General features: G+C 44.6%; 24 protein-coding genes. All 24 read left to right on the plus strand.

What is annotated here, in order from left to right; translation table 11 throughout:
- The first annotated feature begins 7 nt into the window (after positions 1–7).
- The 24 genes from rplV (at position 8) to LP667_RS04195 (ending at position 16,257) form a co-directional block, all read left to right on the plus strand.
- Positions 8–355 (plus strand): 50S ribosomal protein L22, encoded by a 348-nt coding sequence (rplV, locus tag LP667_RS04080; protein ID WP_003638065.1) that lies wholly within the window; start codon positions 8–10, stop codon positions 353–355.
- A gap of 12 nt (positions 356–367) precedes the next feature.
- Positions 368–1,021, plus strand: a complete 654-nt coding sequence (rpsC, locus tag LP667_RS04085) for a 30S ribosomal protein S3 (RefSeq protein WP_003638066.1) — start codon at positions 368–370, stop codon at positions 1,019–1,021.
- 2 nt (positions 1,022–1,023) lie between these two features.
- On the plus strand, positions 1,024–1,458 hold the full coding sequence (gene rplP, locus LP667_RS04090; protein ID WP_003641256.1) for a 50S ribosomal protein L16: 435 nt from the start codon (positions 1,024–1,026) through the stop codon (positions 1,456–1,458).
- Positions 1,448–1,642, plus strand: a complete 195-nt coding sequence (gene rpmC, locus LP667_RS04095) for a 50S ribosomal protein L29 (protein WP_003638068.1) — start codon at positions 1,448–1,450, stop codon at positions 1,640–1,642. Before rplP ends, rpmC begins: the two co-directional genes overlap by 11 nt.
- Before the next feature lie 22 nt (positions 1,643–1,664).
- Positions 1,665–1,934 carry a 30S ribosomal protein S17 gene (gene rpsQ, locus LP667_RS04100; RefSeq protein WP_003638069.1) on the plus strand — a complete coding sequence of 90 codons (270 nt, stop codon included), beginning with the start codon at positions 1,665–1,667 and terminating at the stop codon, positions 1,932–1,934.
- Positions 1,935–1,976: 42 nt separating this feature from the next.
- Positions 1,977–2,345: a 50S ribosomal protein L14 gene (gene rplN / locus LP667_RS04105; RefSeq protein ID WP_003641257.1), complete on the plus strand. Its 369-nt coding sequence runs from the start codon at positions 1,977–1,979 to the stop codon at positions 2,343–2,345.
- A 33-nt stretch (positions 2,346–2,378) separates the two neighbouring features.
- Positions 2,379–2,690 carry a 50S ribosomal protein L24 gene (gene rplX, locus LP667_RS04110; protein WP_003641258.1) on the plus strand — a complete coding sequence of 104 codons (312 nt, stop codon included), beginning with the start codon at positions 2,379–2,381 and terminating at the stop codon, positions 2,688–2,690.
- Between the two features lie 28 nt (positions 2,691–2,718).
- Positions 2,719–3,261: a 50S ribosomal protein L5 gene (gene rplE, locus LP667_RS04115; protein WP_003638072.1), complete on the plus strand. Its 543-nt coding sequence runs from the start codon at positions 2,719–2,721 to the stop codon at positions 3,259–3,261.
- A gap of 20 nt (positions 3,262–3,281) precedes the next feature.
- A complete protein-coding gene (locus tag LP667_RS04120; RefSeq protein ID WP_003638073.1) occupies positions 3,282–3,467 on the plus strand; it encodes a type Z 30S ribosomal protein S14 in 186 nt (61 codons plus the stop codon).
- Between the two features lie 33 nt (positions 3,468–3,500).
- A complete protein-coding gene (rpsH, locus tag LP667_RS04125) occupies positions 3,501–3,896 on the plus strand; it encodes a 30S ribosomal protein S8 (protein WP_003638074.1) in 396 nt (131 codons plus the stop codon).
- A 29-nt stretch (positions 3,897–3,925) separates the two neighbouring features.
- Positions 3,926–4,462 (plus strand): 50S ribosomal protein L6, encoded by a 537-nt coding sequence (gene rplF / locus LP667_RS04130; RefSeq protein WP_021732438.1) that lies wholly within the window; start codon positions 3,926–3,928, stop codon positions 4,460–4,462.
- Between the two features lie 34 nt (positions 4,463–4,496).
- On the plus strand, positions 4,497–4,862 hold the full coding sequence (gene rplR / locus LP667_RS04135; RefSeq protein ID WP_033609629.1) for a 50S ribosomal protein L18: 366 nt from the start codon (positions 4,497–4,499) through the stop codon (positions 4,860–4,862).
- 20 nt (positions 4,863–4,882) lie between these two features.
- Positions 4,883–5,383, plus strand: coding sequence for a 30S ribosomal protein S5 (rpsE, locus tag LP667_RS04140; RefSeq protein ID WP_003638077.1), 501 nt, complete (start codon positions 4,883–4,885; stop codon positions 5,381–5,383).
- Between the two features lie 14 nt (positions 5,384–5,397).
- Positions 5,398–5,580 carry a 50S ribosomal protein L30 gene (gene rpmD / locus LP667_RS04145; protein WP_003641261.1) on the plus strand — a complete coding sequence of 61 codons (183 nt, stop codon included), beginning with the start codon at positions 5,398–5,400 and terminating at the stop codon, positions 5,578–5,580.
- 31 nt (positions 5,581–5,611) lie between these two features.
- On the plus strand, positions 5,612–6,043 hold the full coding sequence (gene rplO, locus LP667_RS04150) for a 50S ribosomal protein L15 (RefSeq protein ID WP_003638079.1): 432 nt from the start codon (positions 5,612–5,614) through the stop codon (positions 6,041–6,043).
- A gap of 1 nt (position 6,044) precedes the next feature.
- Positions 6,045–7,340, plus strand: coding sequence for a preprotein translocase subunit SecY (secY, locus tag LP667_RS04155; RefSeq protein WP_033609630.1), 1,296 nt, complete (start codon positions 6,045–6,047; stop codon positions 7,338–7,340).
- 63 nt (positions 7,341–7,403) lie between these two features.
- Entirely contained in the window at positions 7,404–8,054 is a 651-nt protein-coding gene (locus LP667_RS04160) for an adenylate kinase (RefSeq protein ID WP_279628460.1), read from the plus strand.
- A 174-nt stretch (positions 8,055–8,228) separates the two neighbouring features.
- Positions 8,229–8,447: a translation initiation factor IF-1 gene (infA, locus tag LP667_RS04165; RefSeq protein ID WP_003638082.1), complete on the plus strand. Its 219-nt coding sequence runs from the start codon at positions 8,229–8,231 to the stop codon at positions 8,445–8,447.
- 36 nt (positions 8,448–8,483) lie between these two features.
- On the plus strand, positions 8,484–8,603 hold the full coding sequence (rpmJ, locus tag LP667_RS04170) for a 50S ribosomal protein L36 (RefSeq protein ID WP_003638083.1): 120 nt from the start codon (positions 8,484–8,486) through the stop codon (positions 8,601–8,603).
- Positions 8,604–8,630: 27 nt separating this feature from the next.
- On the plus strand, positions 8,631–8,996 hold the full coding sequence (rpsM, locus tag LP667_RS04175; protein WP_003641265.1) for a 30S ribosomal protein S13: 366 nt from the start codon (positions 8,631–8,633) through the stop codon (positions 8,994–8,996).
- 24 nt (positions 8,997–9,020) lie between these two features.
- Positions 9,021–9,410, plus strand: coding sequence for a 30S ribosomal protein S11 (gene rpsK, locus LP667_RS04180; protein ID WP_003641266.1), 390 nt, complete (start codon positions 9,021–9,023; stop codon positions 9,408–9,410).
- Between the two features lie 86 nt (positions 9,411–9,496).
- Positions 9,497–10,441, plus strand: a complete 945-nt coding sequence (locus tag LP667_RS04185; RefSeq protein ID WP_003641267.1) for a DNA-directed RNA polymerase subunit alpha — start codon at positions 9,497–9,499, stop codon at positions 10,439–10,441.
- Positions 10,442–10,462: 21 nt separating this feature from the next.
- On the plus strand, positions 10,463–10,846 hold the full coding sequence (rplQ, locus tag LP667_RS04190; RefSeq protein WP_003641268.1) for a 50S ribosomal protein L17: 384 nt from the start codon (positions 10,463–10,465) through the stop codon (positions 10,844–10,846).
- A gap of 674 nt (positions 10,847–11,520) precedes the next feature.
- Complete coding sequence (locus LP667_RS04195) at positions 11,521–16,257, plus strand: bacterial Ig-like domain-containing protein (protein WP_021732442.1); 4,737 nt, start codon at positions 11,521–11,523, stop codon at positions 16,255–16,257.
- The last annotated feature ends 7 nt before the right edge of the window (positions 16,258–16,264 follow it).

Raw genomic sequence — 16,264 nt, forward strand, 5'->3', positions numbered from 1 at the left:
ATAAAGAATGGCTGAACAAGTAACATCTGCACGTGCAACTGCAAAAACTGTTCGTATTGCCGCTCGTAAGGTCCGCCTAGTTGTCGATCTTATCAGAGGTAAAAGTGTTGCCGAAGCTTTAGCAATCCTGAAGTTCACTCCACGGGGTGCTTCTCCAGTAGTAGAAAAGGTTTTACTTTCTGCTGTTGCTAACGCTGAAAATAACTTTGACTTAGATCGCGAAGATTTGGTCGTAAGCGAAGCCTTTGTTAACGAAGGACCAACCTTAAAACGGTTCCGTCCACGGGCAAAGGGTTCTGCTTCACCAATCAACAAGCGGACTAGCCACATCACGATTACAGTTACTGAAAAATAGGAGGGATAACGCGTGGGTCAAAAAGTAAATCCAACCGGATTACGTGTAGGAATCATTCGCGACTGGGAAGCAAAATGGTACGCTGAAAAAGATTTTGCTGCCTACTTGAACGAAGATTTACGCATCCGTAAGTATATCGAACAACGACTTGCCGACGCTTCCGTCTCCACCGTTGAAATCGAACGCGCTGCAAATCGCGTGAACATTTCAATCCATACCGCAAAACCAGGGATGGTTATTGGTAAGGGTGGTTCTGAAGTTGAAGCTCTTCGTAAAGAATTAAACAATTTAACTGGTAAGCGAGTACACATCAACATCATCGAAATCAAGAAGCCTGATTTAGATGCTAAATTAGTTGGTGAAAGTATTGCGCGTCAATTGGAAGGCCGGGTTGCTTTCCGTCGTGCGATGCGTGGTGCCATGCAACGTACAATGCGTTCCGGTGCTAAGGGTATTAAGACACAAGTTGCTGGCCGTTTAAACGGTGCCGACATGTCTCGTGTTGAAGCATACTCAGATGGTACGGTTCCATTGCATACGCTTCGTGCTGATATCGACTATTCATGGGTCGAAGCACGGACGACTTACGGTAAGTTAGGTGTTAAGACCTGGATCTACCGTGGCGAAATCTTGCCAGAAAAGAAATCTGCTAAAGGAGGAAACTAAACATGCTGGTACCTAAACGGGTTAAGTATCGTCGTGTTCATCGTGGTAAAATGCGCGGTGAAGCTAAAGGCGGTAAAACAGTTGCTTTTGGTGATTACGGTTTACAAACCCTCGAATCACACTGGATCAGCAACCGGCAGATTGAAGCTGCCCGTGTTGCTATGAACCGTTACATGAAGCGTGGCGGTAAGGTATGGATTAAGATTTTCCCTCACAAGTCCTACACTGAAAAAGGTGTTGGTGTCCGGATGGGTAATGGGAAAGGTACTCCTGCAGGTTGGGTAGCACCAGTTAAACGTAACAAGATTATGTTTGAAGTTGCTGGTGTTCCAGAAGAAGTTGCACGCGAAGCTTTACGCTTGGCTGGAACTAAATTACCTGTTAAAACTAAGATTGTTAAGCGTGAGGAAGTAGGTGGCGAATCAGATGAAGGCTAAGGAAATTAAAGCATTGTCCACTACTGAAATGCTCGAAAAAGAAAAGTCTTACAAAGACGAACTTTTCAACTTGCGTTTTCAATTGGCCACTGGTCAGCTTGAAAACACCGCTCGTTTAAAACAAGTTCGTAAGAACATTGCGCGTATTAAAACTGCGTTGCGTGAACAAGAGTTAAACAAGTAGAGTATAAAGGAGGCAATCACGAATGAGTGAAGATACTCGTAATAGCCGTAAGGTTATCCAAGGACGCGTTGTTTCTGACAAGATGGACAAAACCATCGTTGTTATTGTCGAAACTTACAAGAACCATCCGGTATACGGCAAACGTGTTCGTTATTCAAAGAAATTCAAGGCTCATGATGAAAAGAATGAAGCCAAAACTGGCGATATCGTCAAGATCATGGAAACTCGTCCTCTATCAGCTACTAAGCGTTTCCGCTTAATTGAAGTTGTTCAAAAAGCTGTTATTATCTAGATTATTAGCTGAATAAAATTACATGAAGGGAGGACACTTACTGTGATCCAACAAGAAAGTCGTTTAAAAGTTGCTGACAACTCCGGTGCCCGTGAAATCCTTACTATTAAGGTATTAGGTGGCTCTGGTCGTAAAACTGCTAACATTGGTGATGTCATTGTTGCTACGGTTAAACAAGCAACACCCGGTGGTGTTGTCAAAGCTCATGATGTCGTTAAAGCTGTGATCGTCCGGACTAAGTCTGGTGTTCACCGTGCTGACGGTTCATACATCAAGTTTGATGAAAATGCTGCAGTTATTATTCGTGATGACAAAACGCCACAAGGTACTCGTATCTTTGGCCCAGTCGCTCGTGAATTACGTGATAAAGACTTCATGCGTATTGTTTCATTAGCGCCAGAAGTTCTGTAGTCACACACCGTAAATAAGGAGGTGCGCAACCTAATGTTGATTAAAACTGGTGATAAAGTTCGAGTAATCAGCGGTAAGGATCGTGGTCAAGAAGGTACTGTTAAAAAGGTTATCTCTGCCAAGAACCGGATCGTTGTTGAAGGTGTTAACAAGATCAAGAAACACCAAAAACCTACGAACGTTAACCCACAAGGCGGTATCGTGGACATCGAAGCACCAATCGATGCTTCTAACGTTATGTACCTTGACCCATCAACCAACGAACCTACACGTTTAGGTGTTCGTCGTGAAGATGGCAAGCGTGTCCGTTACGCTAAAAAGTCTGGTAAAGACTTAGAAAACTAAGACTGACTGAAAGGAGGAAGCAAGTTTCATGGAAAACCGTTTAAAAGCTCAATATGAAAAAGAAATCGTCCCAGCATTAGTTGACAAGTTCAATTACACTTCAGTAATGCAAGTGCCAAAGCTGGCGAAAATCGTTTTGAACATGGGTGTTGGTGATGCAGTTACCAACGCTAAAAACTTAGACGAAGCAGTTGAAGAATTAACTTTGATCTCCGGTCAAAAACCATTGGTTACCCGGGCAAAGAAGTCTATCGCTGGTTTCCGTCTTCGTGAAGGTATGGCAATTGGTGCCAAGGTTGACTTACGTGGCGAACGTATGTATGACTTCTTGGACAAGTTGATCAATGTTTCATTACCACGTGTTCGTGACTTCCATGGTGTAAGTACTCGTTCATTTGATGGTCGCGGTAACTACACATTGGGTGTCCGTGAACAATTGATCTTCCCAGAAATCAACTATGATAATGTTAACCGTGTTCGCGGTTTAGACATTGTAATCGTTACGACAGCTGATAGTGATGAAGAATCACGTGAGTTGTTAACTCAATTTGGCATGCCATTTGCTAAATAACCGAAGGGGGTTAATCGAAGTTGGCTAAAAAATCACAAATTGCTAAACAAAAACGTGGTGCAAAGTTTAACGTACAAAACTACACCCGTTGTGAACGTTGTGGTCGTCCACATTCAGTTTACCGTAAATTCCACTTGTGCCGTATCTGCTTACGCGACCTGGCCCACAAAGGTCAAATCCCTGGTATGAAAAAGGCCAGCTGGTAAAAACAAACCCAAGTTAAAGGAGGTTAAACTTTCATGATGACTGATCCAATCGCAGATTTCTTGACTCGTATCCGTAACGCTAACATGGTACGCCACGATTCACTAGAAGTTCCTGCATCAAAAATCAAACGCAACATTGCTGAAATTTTAAAGAATGAAGGTTTTGTTCGCGACGTTGAATACATCGATGATGACAAACAGGGCATCATCCGCGTCTTCTTGAAGTATGGTAAGGACAACGAACGTGTAATCAGTGGCTTGAAGCGTATTTCAAAGCCAGGTTTACGTTCATATGTCAAAGCTGATGCTGTTCCTAAGGTTTTAAACGGCTTAGGAATTGCTATCATCTCAACTTCAGAAGGTGTCATTACTGATAAAGAAGCTCGCGCCAAGAAGCTTGGTGGCGAAGTATTAGCTTACGTTTGGTAATCATTAATTAAGACGGGAGGTGCAAGTAAGTGAGTCGTATTGGTTATAAAGTAATTGAACTACCTGCTGGGGTAGAAGTATCACAAGCTGGTGAAGTCGTTACGGTTAAGGGTCCTAAGGGGACTTTAACGCGTAACATCGCCAGTGATATTACGATGACGGTTGAAGGCAACGAAGTTAAATTCACTCGTCCATCTGATGACTATAAGATGAAGGCATTACACGGTACTACCCGTGCAAATGTTAACAACATGGTTGAAGGGGTTACTAAAGGCTTTACTAAGAACCTTCAATTGGTCGGTGTTGGTTACCGTGCCCAATTGCAAGGTAAGAAGTTAGTATTAAGCGTTGGTTACTCACACCCTGTTGAATTCGCAACGCCTGAAGGCTTAACAGTTGAAGTTCCTGATAACACACATATCAATATCTCTGGTATTGGTAAGCAAGCTGTCGGTGACTTTGCTGCCGAAGTTCGGGCCGTTCGTTCACCTGAACCTTACAAAGGTAAAGGGATTCGTTACGTCGATGAATATGTTCGTCGTAAGGAAGGTAAGACTGGTAAATAATGCAGCGTAAAGCTGTCCATACTAATATATAGAGGTGACTATTGTGATTTCCAAACCAGATAAAAACAAAACACGTCAACGTCGTCACGCACGTGTTCGCGGTAAGATTTCTGGGACTGCTGAGCGCCCACGCTTAAATGTTTATCGTTCAAACAAAAACATCTACGCTCAAGTTATTGATGATGTAGAGGGTGTAACGCTCGCAAGTGCCTCAACTTTAGATAGCGAAGTTAAAGGTAACAACAAGACTGAAAAGGCTGCATCTGTCGGTGAAGTTGTTGCTAAACGCGCTGCTGAAAAGAAGATCGCTGACGTCGTTTTCGATCGTGGCGGTTACTTATATCATGGTCGGGTTCAAGCCTTGGCTGAAGCCGCTCGTGAAAACGGACTTAAATTCTAACAAAGGAGGAATAATACCATATGACTTTCATTGATCCATCAAAATTAGATCTTGACGATAATGTTGTTGCCATTAACCGGATTACCAAAGTTGTTAAAGGTGGTCGTCGCCTACGTTTTGCTGCATTAGTAATCGTTGGGGACCACAAGGGACACGTTGGTTTCGGTACTGGTAAGGCTCAAGAAGTTCCAGAAGCAATTCGGAAAGCTTCCGAAGCTGCTAAGAAGAACTTGATCACTGTACCAATGGTTGGTACCACCATTCCTCATGAAGCACTTGGTGTTTACGGTGGTGGCCGCATCATGCTTAAGCCTGCCGTTGAAGGTTCTGGTGTTGCCGCTGGTGGCGCCGTTCGTGCCGTCATGGAATTAGCCGGTGTGGATGATGTTACTAGTAAACGATTAGGCTCAAACACGCCAGTTAACGTTGTTCGTGCAACGTTTGAAGGCTTAAAGAGCTTAAAGACTGCTGAACAAGTCGCTGCTTTACGTGGCGTTTCAGCCGAACATTTAGCTGAATAGGGAGGACAAACAACATGGCTCAATTAAAGATCACTTTAGTACGCAGTGCTGCTCACCGTCTTCCTAAGCAACGTAAAATCGTTAAGGAATTAGGTTTGGGTCGGATTAATAGTTCCGTTGTTAAACCTGATGACGCAGCTACTCGCGGTCAAATTTTCCACATCGCACACTTAGTCGATGTCGAAATCATCAAGTAATTCAAATTTTCAAAGAGGAGGTGCCTACTAAATGAAGTTACATGAATTAACACCTAGTGAAGGTTCACGTTTTTCACGTCGTCGTATTGGTCGTGGTGACTCAAGTGGCCAAGGTAAGACTTCTGGTCGTGGCCAAAAAGGTCAAAAGGCGCGTGGTAAAGTTCGTGTCGGTTTCGAAGGTGGCCAAATGCCATTGTACCGTCGGATTCCTAAACGTGGATTTACTAACATCAACCGTAAAGAATATGCGGTTGTTAACCTTGACGGCTTAAACCGTTTTGATGATGGTGCCGAAGTTACACCAGAATCATTAAAGGAAGCTGGCTTAGTTAAGAAGAGTTCTGCTGTTAAAGTTCTTGGTAATGGTAAACTCAACAAAAAGTTAACAGTTAAGGCAAGCAAGTTCTCTGCAACGGCGGTTGCAGCTATTGAAGCTGCTGGCGGTAAAACTGAGGTGATCTAATTTGCTGACTACCATGAAGAACGCTCTCAAAGTAAAGGATATTAGGAATAAACTTCTGTTCACGTTGGGCGTTTTGATTGTATTTCGTCTTGGCTCTTATATCACAGTTCCTGGAGTTAATGCACAAGCGCTTCAGTCGGTGGCATCTTCAGGGCTGATAAGTATGTTGAATACATTCAGTGGTGGCGGTTTAACAAATTATTCCATCCTTGCTATGGGGGTATCCCCTTACATTACTGCACAAATCATCGTTCAATTGTTACAAATGGACATTGTTCCTAAGTTTGTTGAATGGGGCAAACAAGGTGAGGTTGGTCGACGTAAGCTTAATCAAGCGACACGTTGGTTAACGATTGTCTTAGCCTTTGTTCAGTCGATTGGGATCACAGCTGGGTTTAACTCTTTGAGTCAACTTAAGCTGGTCAATGATCCAAGTATTTCGACATACCTGACCATCGGGGTTATCCTGACTGGTGGGGCTATGCTCACTACTTGGATGGGTGATATGATTACGGATCGTGGGATTGGTAATGGGGTTTCCATTATTATCTTTGCCGGGATTATTGCCCGGATGCCAACATCGATTTATCAGATTTATCAAGAACAGTTCGTCAATGTTTCACAGAGCGACTGGTGGAAGAGTGGATTGTTTGTTGTCGGGTTAGCTCTGCTTGTGATTATCATCGTTATGTTTGTAACGTGGGTCGAACAAGCTAATGACCGGATTCCAATTCAATATACTCGCCGTGCAGCTGGTGCACCTGACAGTAGTTACCTACCATTGAAGGTGAATGTTGCCGGGGTTATTCCTGTTATTTTCGCGAGTTCCTTCATTGCAACGCCCCAAACGATTTTGCTAGGTTTTCAAGCCAGTCATGGTGATGAAACATGGTATACCGTTTTGAGTAATATCTTTAATATGCAGTCGACAACTGGTGCGATTCTCTATACCGTTCTAATTGTGCTTTTCACTTTCTTCTATGCGTTTGTTCAGGTTAATCCTGAAAAACTCTCCAAGAATCTGCAAAAGCAAGGCAGTTATATTCCTGGCGTTTGGCCAGGTAAGGACACTCAAGATTGGGTTTCAAAATTGTTAATGCGGTTAAGTACAGTCGGTGCCCTTTACCTAGGGTTGATTTCATTAATTCCATTATTAGCTTCTGATATTTGGGGTTTGGATGAATCCATTGGTTTAGGTGGGACGAGTTTACTGATCGTTGTCGGGGTTGCCCTTGAAACAATTCGTCAAATTAAAGGATTGATGATGAAACGTGACTATGTCGGTTTTATTCGTTAATCAGCGAATGTGTTGGGGAGACTCAACACATTTGTGCATTCAGGAGGAAAAAACATGTCAACAATGAACCTGATTTTAATGGGATTACCGGGTGCCGGTAAGGGTACTCAAGCTCAGAAGATTCTCGAAGATTTTGATATTCCACATATCTCAACGGGGGACATTTTCCGAGCTGCCATTAAGAACGAAACAGCAATGGGCTTGGAAGCCAAAAAGTATATTGATGCGGGGAACTTGGTTCCGGACGAAGTCACTAATGGCATCGTTCGCGATCGGTTAGCCGAAGCGGATACAAAAAATGGCTTCTTATTAGATGGTTACCCACGTAACATCGATCAAGCGCATGCTTTGAAACAAATCGGTGAAGAACTCAACAAACCACTCGATGGTGTTATCAACATTCACGTTGAACCAGCGGTGTTAGTTGAACGGCTTTCCGGTCGGTTTATTTGCCGGACTTGTGGCGCAACTTACCATAAGTTGTACAACAAGCCTAAGGTAGAAGGAACCTGTGATGTATGTGGCGGTCATGATTTCTATCAACGGGATGATGACAAGCCTGAGACCGTTAAGAATCGGTTGGACGTGAACATTAAGTTGAACACCCCATTAATTGATTATTACGGTCAAGAAAAGTTACTCTACAATGTTGACGGTGATCGCGACATTGATGATGTCTACAAAGATATCAAGAAGATTCTTGATAACCTTTAAAACGGGGTTCCTTGAACGCCGGCGTTTGCTTTTCAAATGCCGTTGTGATAAACTTATTCAGGTTTAGCCGTTGACTGATTTAATATTTTCTTAATGTTATGATTAGACAATGACTGGTTCATTAACGGACCAAAACGTGGTAGCACGGAATCTGATAATAAGGAGGGACAGTACTTGGCAAAGGAAGACGTCATCGAAATTCAAGGCACCATTAAAGAAACATTGCCGAATGCAATGTTTAAGGTTGAACTTGAAAACGGCGCTGAAATCTTGGCACACGTGTCAGGTAAAATTCGGATGCATTACATTCGAATCTTACCTGGTGATAAGGTTACAGTTGAAATGTCACCTTATGATTTAACTAAGGGCCGCATTACCTACCGTTTCAAGTAGGTTCGGTCTACGTACCTTATAGGAGGTAAAAAACTCATGAAAGTAAGACCATCTGTAAAGCCGATGTGCGAACACTGCAAAGTTATTCGTCGTAAAGGCCGCGTGATGATTATCTGCTCTGCTAATCCAAAGCATAAGCAACGCCAAGGTAAATAATTTAACTAAGTTGGAGGTGAAATATTAATGGCTCGTATTGAAGGGATTGACTTACCACGTGACAAGCGTATTGTCATTGGTTTGACTTATATCTACGGTATCGGTAATACTTCTGCACAGAAGATCCTTGCTGAAGCCGGTGTTTCAGAAGACGTTCGTGTACGTGATTTAACTCCTGACCAGGAAGATAAAATCCGTGCCGTTGTCGATGGCTACAAAACTGAAGGTGACTTACGTCGTGAAGTCAGCTTAAACATCAAGTTATTGCAAGAAATCGGTTCATACCGTGGCATGCGTCATCGTCGTGGGTTACCAGTTCGTGGTCAACACACGAAGAACAATGCTCGTACTCGTAAGGGTAAAAAGGTCAGCATCGCTGGACGTAAAAAATAATTATAAAGGAGGTTTTCGAATTTTATGGCAACTAGAAAGACAACCCGTCGTCGTCGGGTAAAGAAGAACATTGAATCTGGTGTGGCTCACATCCATTCAACGTTCAACAACACACTTGTTATGATCACTGACATGCAAGGGAACGCCATTGCATGGTCATCAGCTGGTTCATTAGGTTTCAAAGGTAGTCGTAAGTCAACACCTTTTGCTGCCCAAATGGCTGCAGAAGCTGCTGCTAAGGCATCAATGGAACATGGCATGAAGACTGTTGAAGTCGCTGTTAAAGGCCCTGGTTCAGGTCGTGAAGCCGCTATCCGTGCTTTACAAGCTACTGGTTTGGAAGTTAGCGCAATTCGCGATGTTACACCAGTGCCTCACAATGGTTCTCGTCCTCCAAAGCGTCGTCGTGTTTAATCTGTGACGTTCATTTTGAGGGCAAACTTCATTTTGTACGCACAACTACTAAACACCACGCGTTTTGAAAGGGGTAAAAGATAAGAATGATTGAATTTGAAAAACCTAACATTCATAAAATTGATGAAAACGACAACTATGGTAAGTTTGTTGTAGAACCGCTTGAACGCGGTTATGGTACAACTTTAGGGAATTCACTTCGTCGGATTCTTCTTTCTTCTTTACCTGGCGCTGCTGTTACTAGTATTCAAATTGATGGTGTTCTTCATGAATTTTCAACGATTGAAGGCGTAACGGAAGATGTTACGGCAATTATCTTGAATGTGAAGAAGATTGCACTTAAATTGGAATCAGACGAAACTAAGACGTTGGAAATCGACGTTAAGGGACCTGCGAACGTTACTGCCGGTGATATCATTGGCGATGCGGACGTAGAAGTCTTGAATCCAGACTTGCCAATTTGTACGGTAGCAGACGGGGCACACTTCCATATGCGTATGACCGCAAATACTGGTCGTGGTTATGTTTCCGCTGAGGATAACAAACATCGTGAAGATGACATGCCAATTGGCGTTTTAGCTGTTGATTCATTGTATTCTCCAATCGAACGTGTCAACTATCAAGTTGAAAATACGCGGGTTGGTCAACGTGATGATTTCGATAAGTTAACCTTAGACGTTTGGACAAATGGTTCAATCACTCCAAGTGAAGCCATTAGTCTATCAGCCAAAATCCTGACTGATCACCTTTCAATCTTCGTAAATCTCACTGATGAAGCTAAAAACACTGATGTGATGGTCGAGAAGGAAGAAACGCATAAGGAAAAGATGTTAGAAATGACGATTGAAGAGTTAGATCTCTCCGTCCGTTCATACAATTGCTTGAAACGTGCTGGTATCAACACGGTCCAAGAATTAACTAACAAAACTGAAGCTGATATGATGAAGGTTCGCAACCTTGGACGCAAGTCACTTGAGGAAGTTAAAGCAAAATTAGCTGACCTTGGGTTATCATTACGCAAAGAAGACTAATACAAGGGAGGATATCCGTTCATGAGTTACCGTAAATTACAACGTACAAGTTCACAACGTCGTGCATTATTACGCGATTTGACAACGTCATTGATCGTTAACGGCAAGATCGAAACGACTGAAGCCCGTGCTAAGGAAGTTCGTTCAACTGCTGACAAAATGATTTCTTTGGCCAAGAAGGGTGATTTAAGTGCCCGTCGTAAGGCTGCCGCATTCATGCGGGACGTCGTTGCCGATGTCAAGGAAGATGGCGACAACGTGGCTGTACAAACTGCATTGCAAAAGCTATTTAGTGACTTAGGTCCTCAATATGCTGACCGCAATGGTGGTTACACACGAATTTACAAGACAATGCCTCGTCGTGGCGACGGTGCACAAATGGTTGTCTTGGAACTCGTTGACTAGTTAAAATTGTTTTACGGATCACTGGGACTGATGATTGACGGGCGCTATGATGGTGGTTACTAGCAAAATAGTAACTAAGTCTAGTTCGGAAGTTATTTATGGTTAGACATAGATGGCATATCGCAGTTCTAAGTGATTTTTTTTGCGAAGACCGTTAGCTTGGGTAGATACCTGAGCTAGCGGTCTTTTTTATGGTTCTAAAAGAAGTCGTTGTTGGTGATTAATGGCAAACTTGATTACTGCTTGCACTGTTGCAATCTGCCTGTCAGTGGAATGAGCAAAGGTTACGTGCGAGTAACGCTTCGTTAGGTGCTTTTAAAACCACATGACAGCAGCACATCAAAGTGATGTGACTGTTTGTGAAAAATAATCATTTTTGTGGTTAATCGGTTGGCCGGCCCGAAACTTGCTGGAAGTCACTTGGAGCGCCGTTATAACGGTGTTTTTGTCAATTAATTACGGGGAGATGTTACTTGGAGCTGGTCGACTTTGTTAAGTGTGTTTACAATTAGGTTTATCTGTTTTAAAATAAACTTAATTGTAAACGGGTACATACGCTGTTTATACATAATGTGTACCCTAAAACTTACCTAATCAGTTAATGTTCATCATTGCGCAAAGTGGATGACACCTACTGGGGCGGTATTAAATGTAGGGTAAAGGGGTATGCGGTTATGAAGAAATCAGTTACGACTAAAGAACACTACAAGATGTATAAAAAAGGTAAAATTTGGCTGTTCGCTGGCTTAGCAACGTTAACCTGGCAGGTTGGTATTGTTGCCCAGGCCGATACAGTTGAAGGGACAAGTACCAATGATGCGAGTAGCACGAGTACTACTGATCAAAGTCATGTGACCGCGTCCAGTGTGACCTTAGGGAGTAGTCGTGCGGCCAGTAGCAGTGCGACTGCCACTGAGAAAACCAATGCGAGCGCAACAACGACGGTGGCTGCTAGCGATGCCGCCGCTAAAGCAAGCCAAGCCAGCAGTACGACAACCTCAAGTTCGACGGTCGCCACGACTGAATCAACTGGTGCAACAGCTGCGACGAGCGCGGCCGCCAGTTCTGCGACTGCCACAGTGACCGCCAGTGCCGTGGTGACGAGCGCCAGTTCAGACGAAGCCACTCGTGTTGGCGCGGCCAGCAGTGCTGCGACTTCGACGGGGACGACAGCAACGTTATCAACGACTAGTGCGGCCAGCTCAGAAGCCGGTGCGGCTGGGAGTAGTGCCGTGACCAGTTCTGCTGACTCGAAGGCGACGGCTTCCGTGGCGACTAGTGCCAAGATAATGGCTTTGGATGCAACCGTCAGTACGTCGGATACCACCAGTGCTGCCAAGGACTATGCCGGCTATCATGCGAGTACCAATGTCAGTAGCGGTATTTTTGGGACTAGTGAATGGTGGGTCGATGAAGATGAAGTCTTACATATCGGGGGCGGGACTTTAGCTTCTACTGAGGCCTACATGACACAATCAGATACTATCAACGGTATAGCATATACTATTGGAAGTTTGAATACAAATACAATCACAGTCCCATGGTTTAAAGAATTTGTAACAAATTCGGATGGTGACGTTCCAATTACTAAGGTCGTGCTTGAAGATAAGGTAATAGCTGCAAGCGATGCGTCTGGTCTATTTGCTGGATTGGTAAATGTTACGAGTATAGAAGGTCTCGAAAATTTAGATACCTCGAATGTCGTTTACATGGCCGGGATGTTTGAACAAACAATGCATTTAACGTCTTTGAATCTATCAAATTTTAACACGAGCAAGGTTGTTGATATGACTGGAATGTTTTTTGGAATGGGTTTTCAAAGCGAGACGAGTTTTGAGCTGGATGTATCAAGCTTTAATACGAGCAATGTCACTAATATGGCTACAATGTTTGCCTATTCAAAAGTTTCGAGGTTAGACTTATCAAATTTTGATACGAGTCATGTCACTAATATGATGCAAATGTTTGCATTAGATGCGGATTTGACTCAGTTGAATGTGTCAAGTTTCGATACGAGTCATGTTCAACTTATGATGGCAATGTTTGGATTTTGCTCATCATTGACTAGTTTGAACGTTACGAACTTTGATACGTCTCAAGTTGTATTGATGCAGCAAATGTTTGAGAACTGTTCATCGTTAACTAGTTTAGATCTTTCAAGCTTTGATATGAGTAATGCTGCCGATACAACTGACGTATCTGATATTTATAACGGTCTTTATCTGATGCTGTACGAGGATAACGCCTTGAAGCAGTTAACCTTGAATAAAAGTTCAAAGTTAACTGTGCCTAGCGGGGCTGGTGTGCAGATTTCCGCAGGCTTACTGGATATTACCGCAAACGATGTCTATACCGGAAAATGGGAGCAACGTGATGCAGCAACTAACCAAAAAACGGGTAAGGCTTATACGACCAATGAATTAAATGATTTATACACATCTGCAACTACTGTCGATGCGACTTATACCTACGTTTGGCAAACCTGGATTGATACGCAAGCTACCACGCTCATTGCCGGGCCAACCACGACTTGGCATGCTAGTGACAATTTTATTAGTGCGATTAATCCTGAAGAAGTCAGTGTTGCGCTTGGTACGGGGACCGATGATGTGACTTACGCGATTGCGGATGCGGATGGTCAAGTGTATGCCGCTATGCCGACAACTACGCCAGGCACCTATACCGTGACGTATTCATTCGTGGATAATGGCACCACTTATGACAATACGGCGACCGTGACAATTGTGGCTTCACAGGCTGCATTAACGACGGCAGATAGTACGTTGGTGGCGACGACTGATCCTGCTGCGAAGTGGACGCCCAGTGATAATGTGACTGGAATTTTGGACAATACTGGTCAAACGATTGACTTTGCCGATGCTGACATTACGGTTAGCGGTGCTGATGGGATCAATCTTAGTCAGGCGGGAACTTATCCGGTGACATATACGTACACCGATGCTAGCGGTAATCAGGATACACAAGTCGCCACCATTACCGTCACGGCCAATAATTCCACCATCAATGCCAGTGTCAGTACCGTCATTGCTGGACCAAGTGTGATCTGGACGGCTGGCGATAACTTAGCTGGCGCCGTTGATACGACTGGTGATGAAGCAACTGCGACAACTAGTGATACGGTTGATGCTCAAACACCTGGTACTTACCAAGTGACGTATACGTTCACCGATAGTACCGGTAGCCTGATTAGCAAAACGGTGACCGTAACGGTTGTCGCTAGTGCGGCTGAGCTAGCGGTTAAGGATAGTACGTTCGTTGCGACGACGAATCCCGCTGCGAAGTGGACGGCGAGTGATAACGTGACCGCAATTCTGGACAATGCGGGTCAGCGCGTGAGTTACGTGGATGCTAATATTACGGTTGCTGGTGCCGATAAGGTTGACTTGCGCCAAGCAGGCACGTATCACGTGACGTACACGTATACCGACGCTAGCGGTAATGAAAAGACGGCCACTGCCACAATTACGGTAACGGCCAATCAGTCGATTATTGATGCTAACGACAGTACGGTGATTGCTGGACCAGCGACAACTTGGACGGCGAGTGACAACTTGATTGGTGCCACCGATACTAATGGGACTAAGGTCAGTGCGACAACTAGCGATACGGTCGATCCTCAGAAACCAGGCACCTACAACGTGCGGTATACGTTTACGGATAGTACGGGTAGTGTCATTACTAAGACGGTCGTTGTTACAGTGAAGGCTAGTCAGGCTAGCGTTACAGCGACTGATAGTGTGATCAAGCGCGGGGCAACTTGGCAAGCGGCTGATAATCTGATTAGTGTGGTGGATGCACAAGGACACCCGCTGAGTTTGACTAGTGCTCACGTTACGACAACGGGAACGGTTGACTCAGCTACTCCTGGCACTTACCACGTGACGTATCACTATACTGATGTGGGCGGCAATGTCGTCACTGCCCAAGCCGCAGTTGTGGTGACCGGGGTGATATTGAAGGAAAATGCCAAAACGATTGTGACTACCAGCGCATGGCACCCAAATGACAGTATTGCGTCTGCGATTGGGACAACTGGTGCGGATGCCATTGATGCAGTTAATGTGGCGATAACGAATGCGGTGGGGGCGACTGTCACAAGTTATACGGCCCTCGGACAATACGACGTGGCTTATGAGTTAAATGGTCAAACGACGGTCCTAACATTAACAGTCGCTAGTGCTGCTAAAATAACGGCAAGTGACGGTGCGGTCATTCTCGGCAGTGATTGGTCGGCGAGTGACAACTTAGTCGCCGTTGTTGATGAGAATGGGCAAAATGTTGATTTGACCGATGCACGGATTACCACGATTGGGACTGTGGACACTACGACGCCTGGTTCTTATCACGTGTCGTATCAATATACGGACGCGGCCGGTAATGCAACAATTAGTAAGCCAATTACGGTTAATGTCACTGGCATAACGTTGAAAGATAGCAATAAAACGATGACGACGACCAATGACTGGACACCTGCAGAGAATATCCAAGCGGCAGTTGATGCAACGGGTGCCAATGTCATTGGCGACGTGACGTATACGGTCAGTGCGACTCGTGCGCGCAGTATTGCCGCACTTAATCACCCAGGTGAGTATACCGTCACGTACAGTTTTACGGACCAATTAGGCACCCATACGGCATCAATGGTGGTGACCGTCGTGAGTGCGGCGCAGGTCAATGTTAAAGATAGCACCATTGTCGTTGGTAATCAGTGGACGAGCGCGACTAATCTAACGCGAGTGCTTGATGAAAACGGTGCTCAAATCAGCTTGACGGATGCTCGGATTACCACTAGCGGGGTTGTCGATACGATGACCCCCGGACGATATCACGTCACGTACGCGTATACGGATGGGGCTGGTAATGTTGTTTCGGCAGTGGCCACTGTGACAGTGGTTGCAGATACGACTGACGATAACGATACGGATGGCACCAATACTAGTGGTTCCGACAGTAACGATGGCGATGGCGGTGCGAATACCGAGGACACTAGTAATAATGCGGGAACTGATACAAAAACTGACAATGCCGGTCGCACTGATGATGACAGTAAGGACACAGCTATCAAAGTTATTGGCACTGCGACTGACCGCGTCACCGACACTAATGACACTGATACTGTCACTAATTCGGATGAGGATACGACAGTGAACGTCGCGGCACGTCATCAATCGACTTCAGCAACGCTGAAGTACGCGGCTAAGACTACGGTGGCTGGTACGACAGTTAAGCAACCAATGTCTAATACGCAGCCCGTTGCTGCGGCGGCGTTGCCACAAACGGATGAGACCAACTCGACGAACACCTTGACCATGGCGGGAATGGTGACCTTAGCGTTAAGCGGTTTACTCGGATTATTTGGTTGGCGTAAACGGGACCGAAACGAACAATAGCCCGTTA

This window comes from Lactiplantibacillus paraplantarum (assembly GCF_003641145.1).
In the GTDB taxonomy this organism is placed as follows: Bacteria; Bacillota; Bacilli; order Lactobacillales; family Lactobacillaceae; genus Lactiplantibacillus; species Lactiplantibacillus paraplantarum.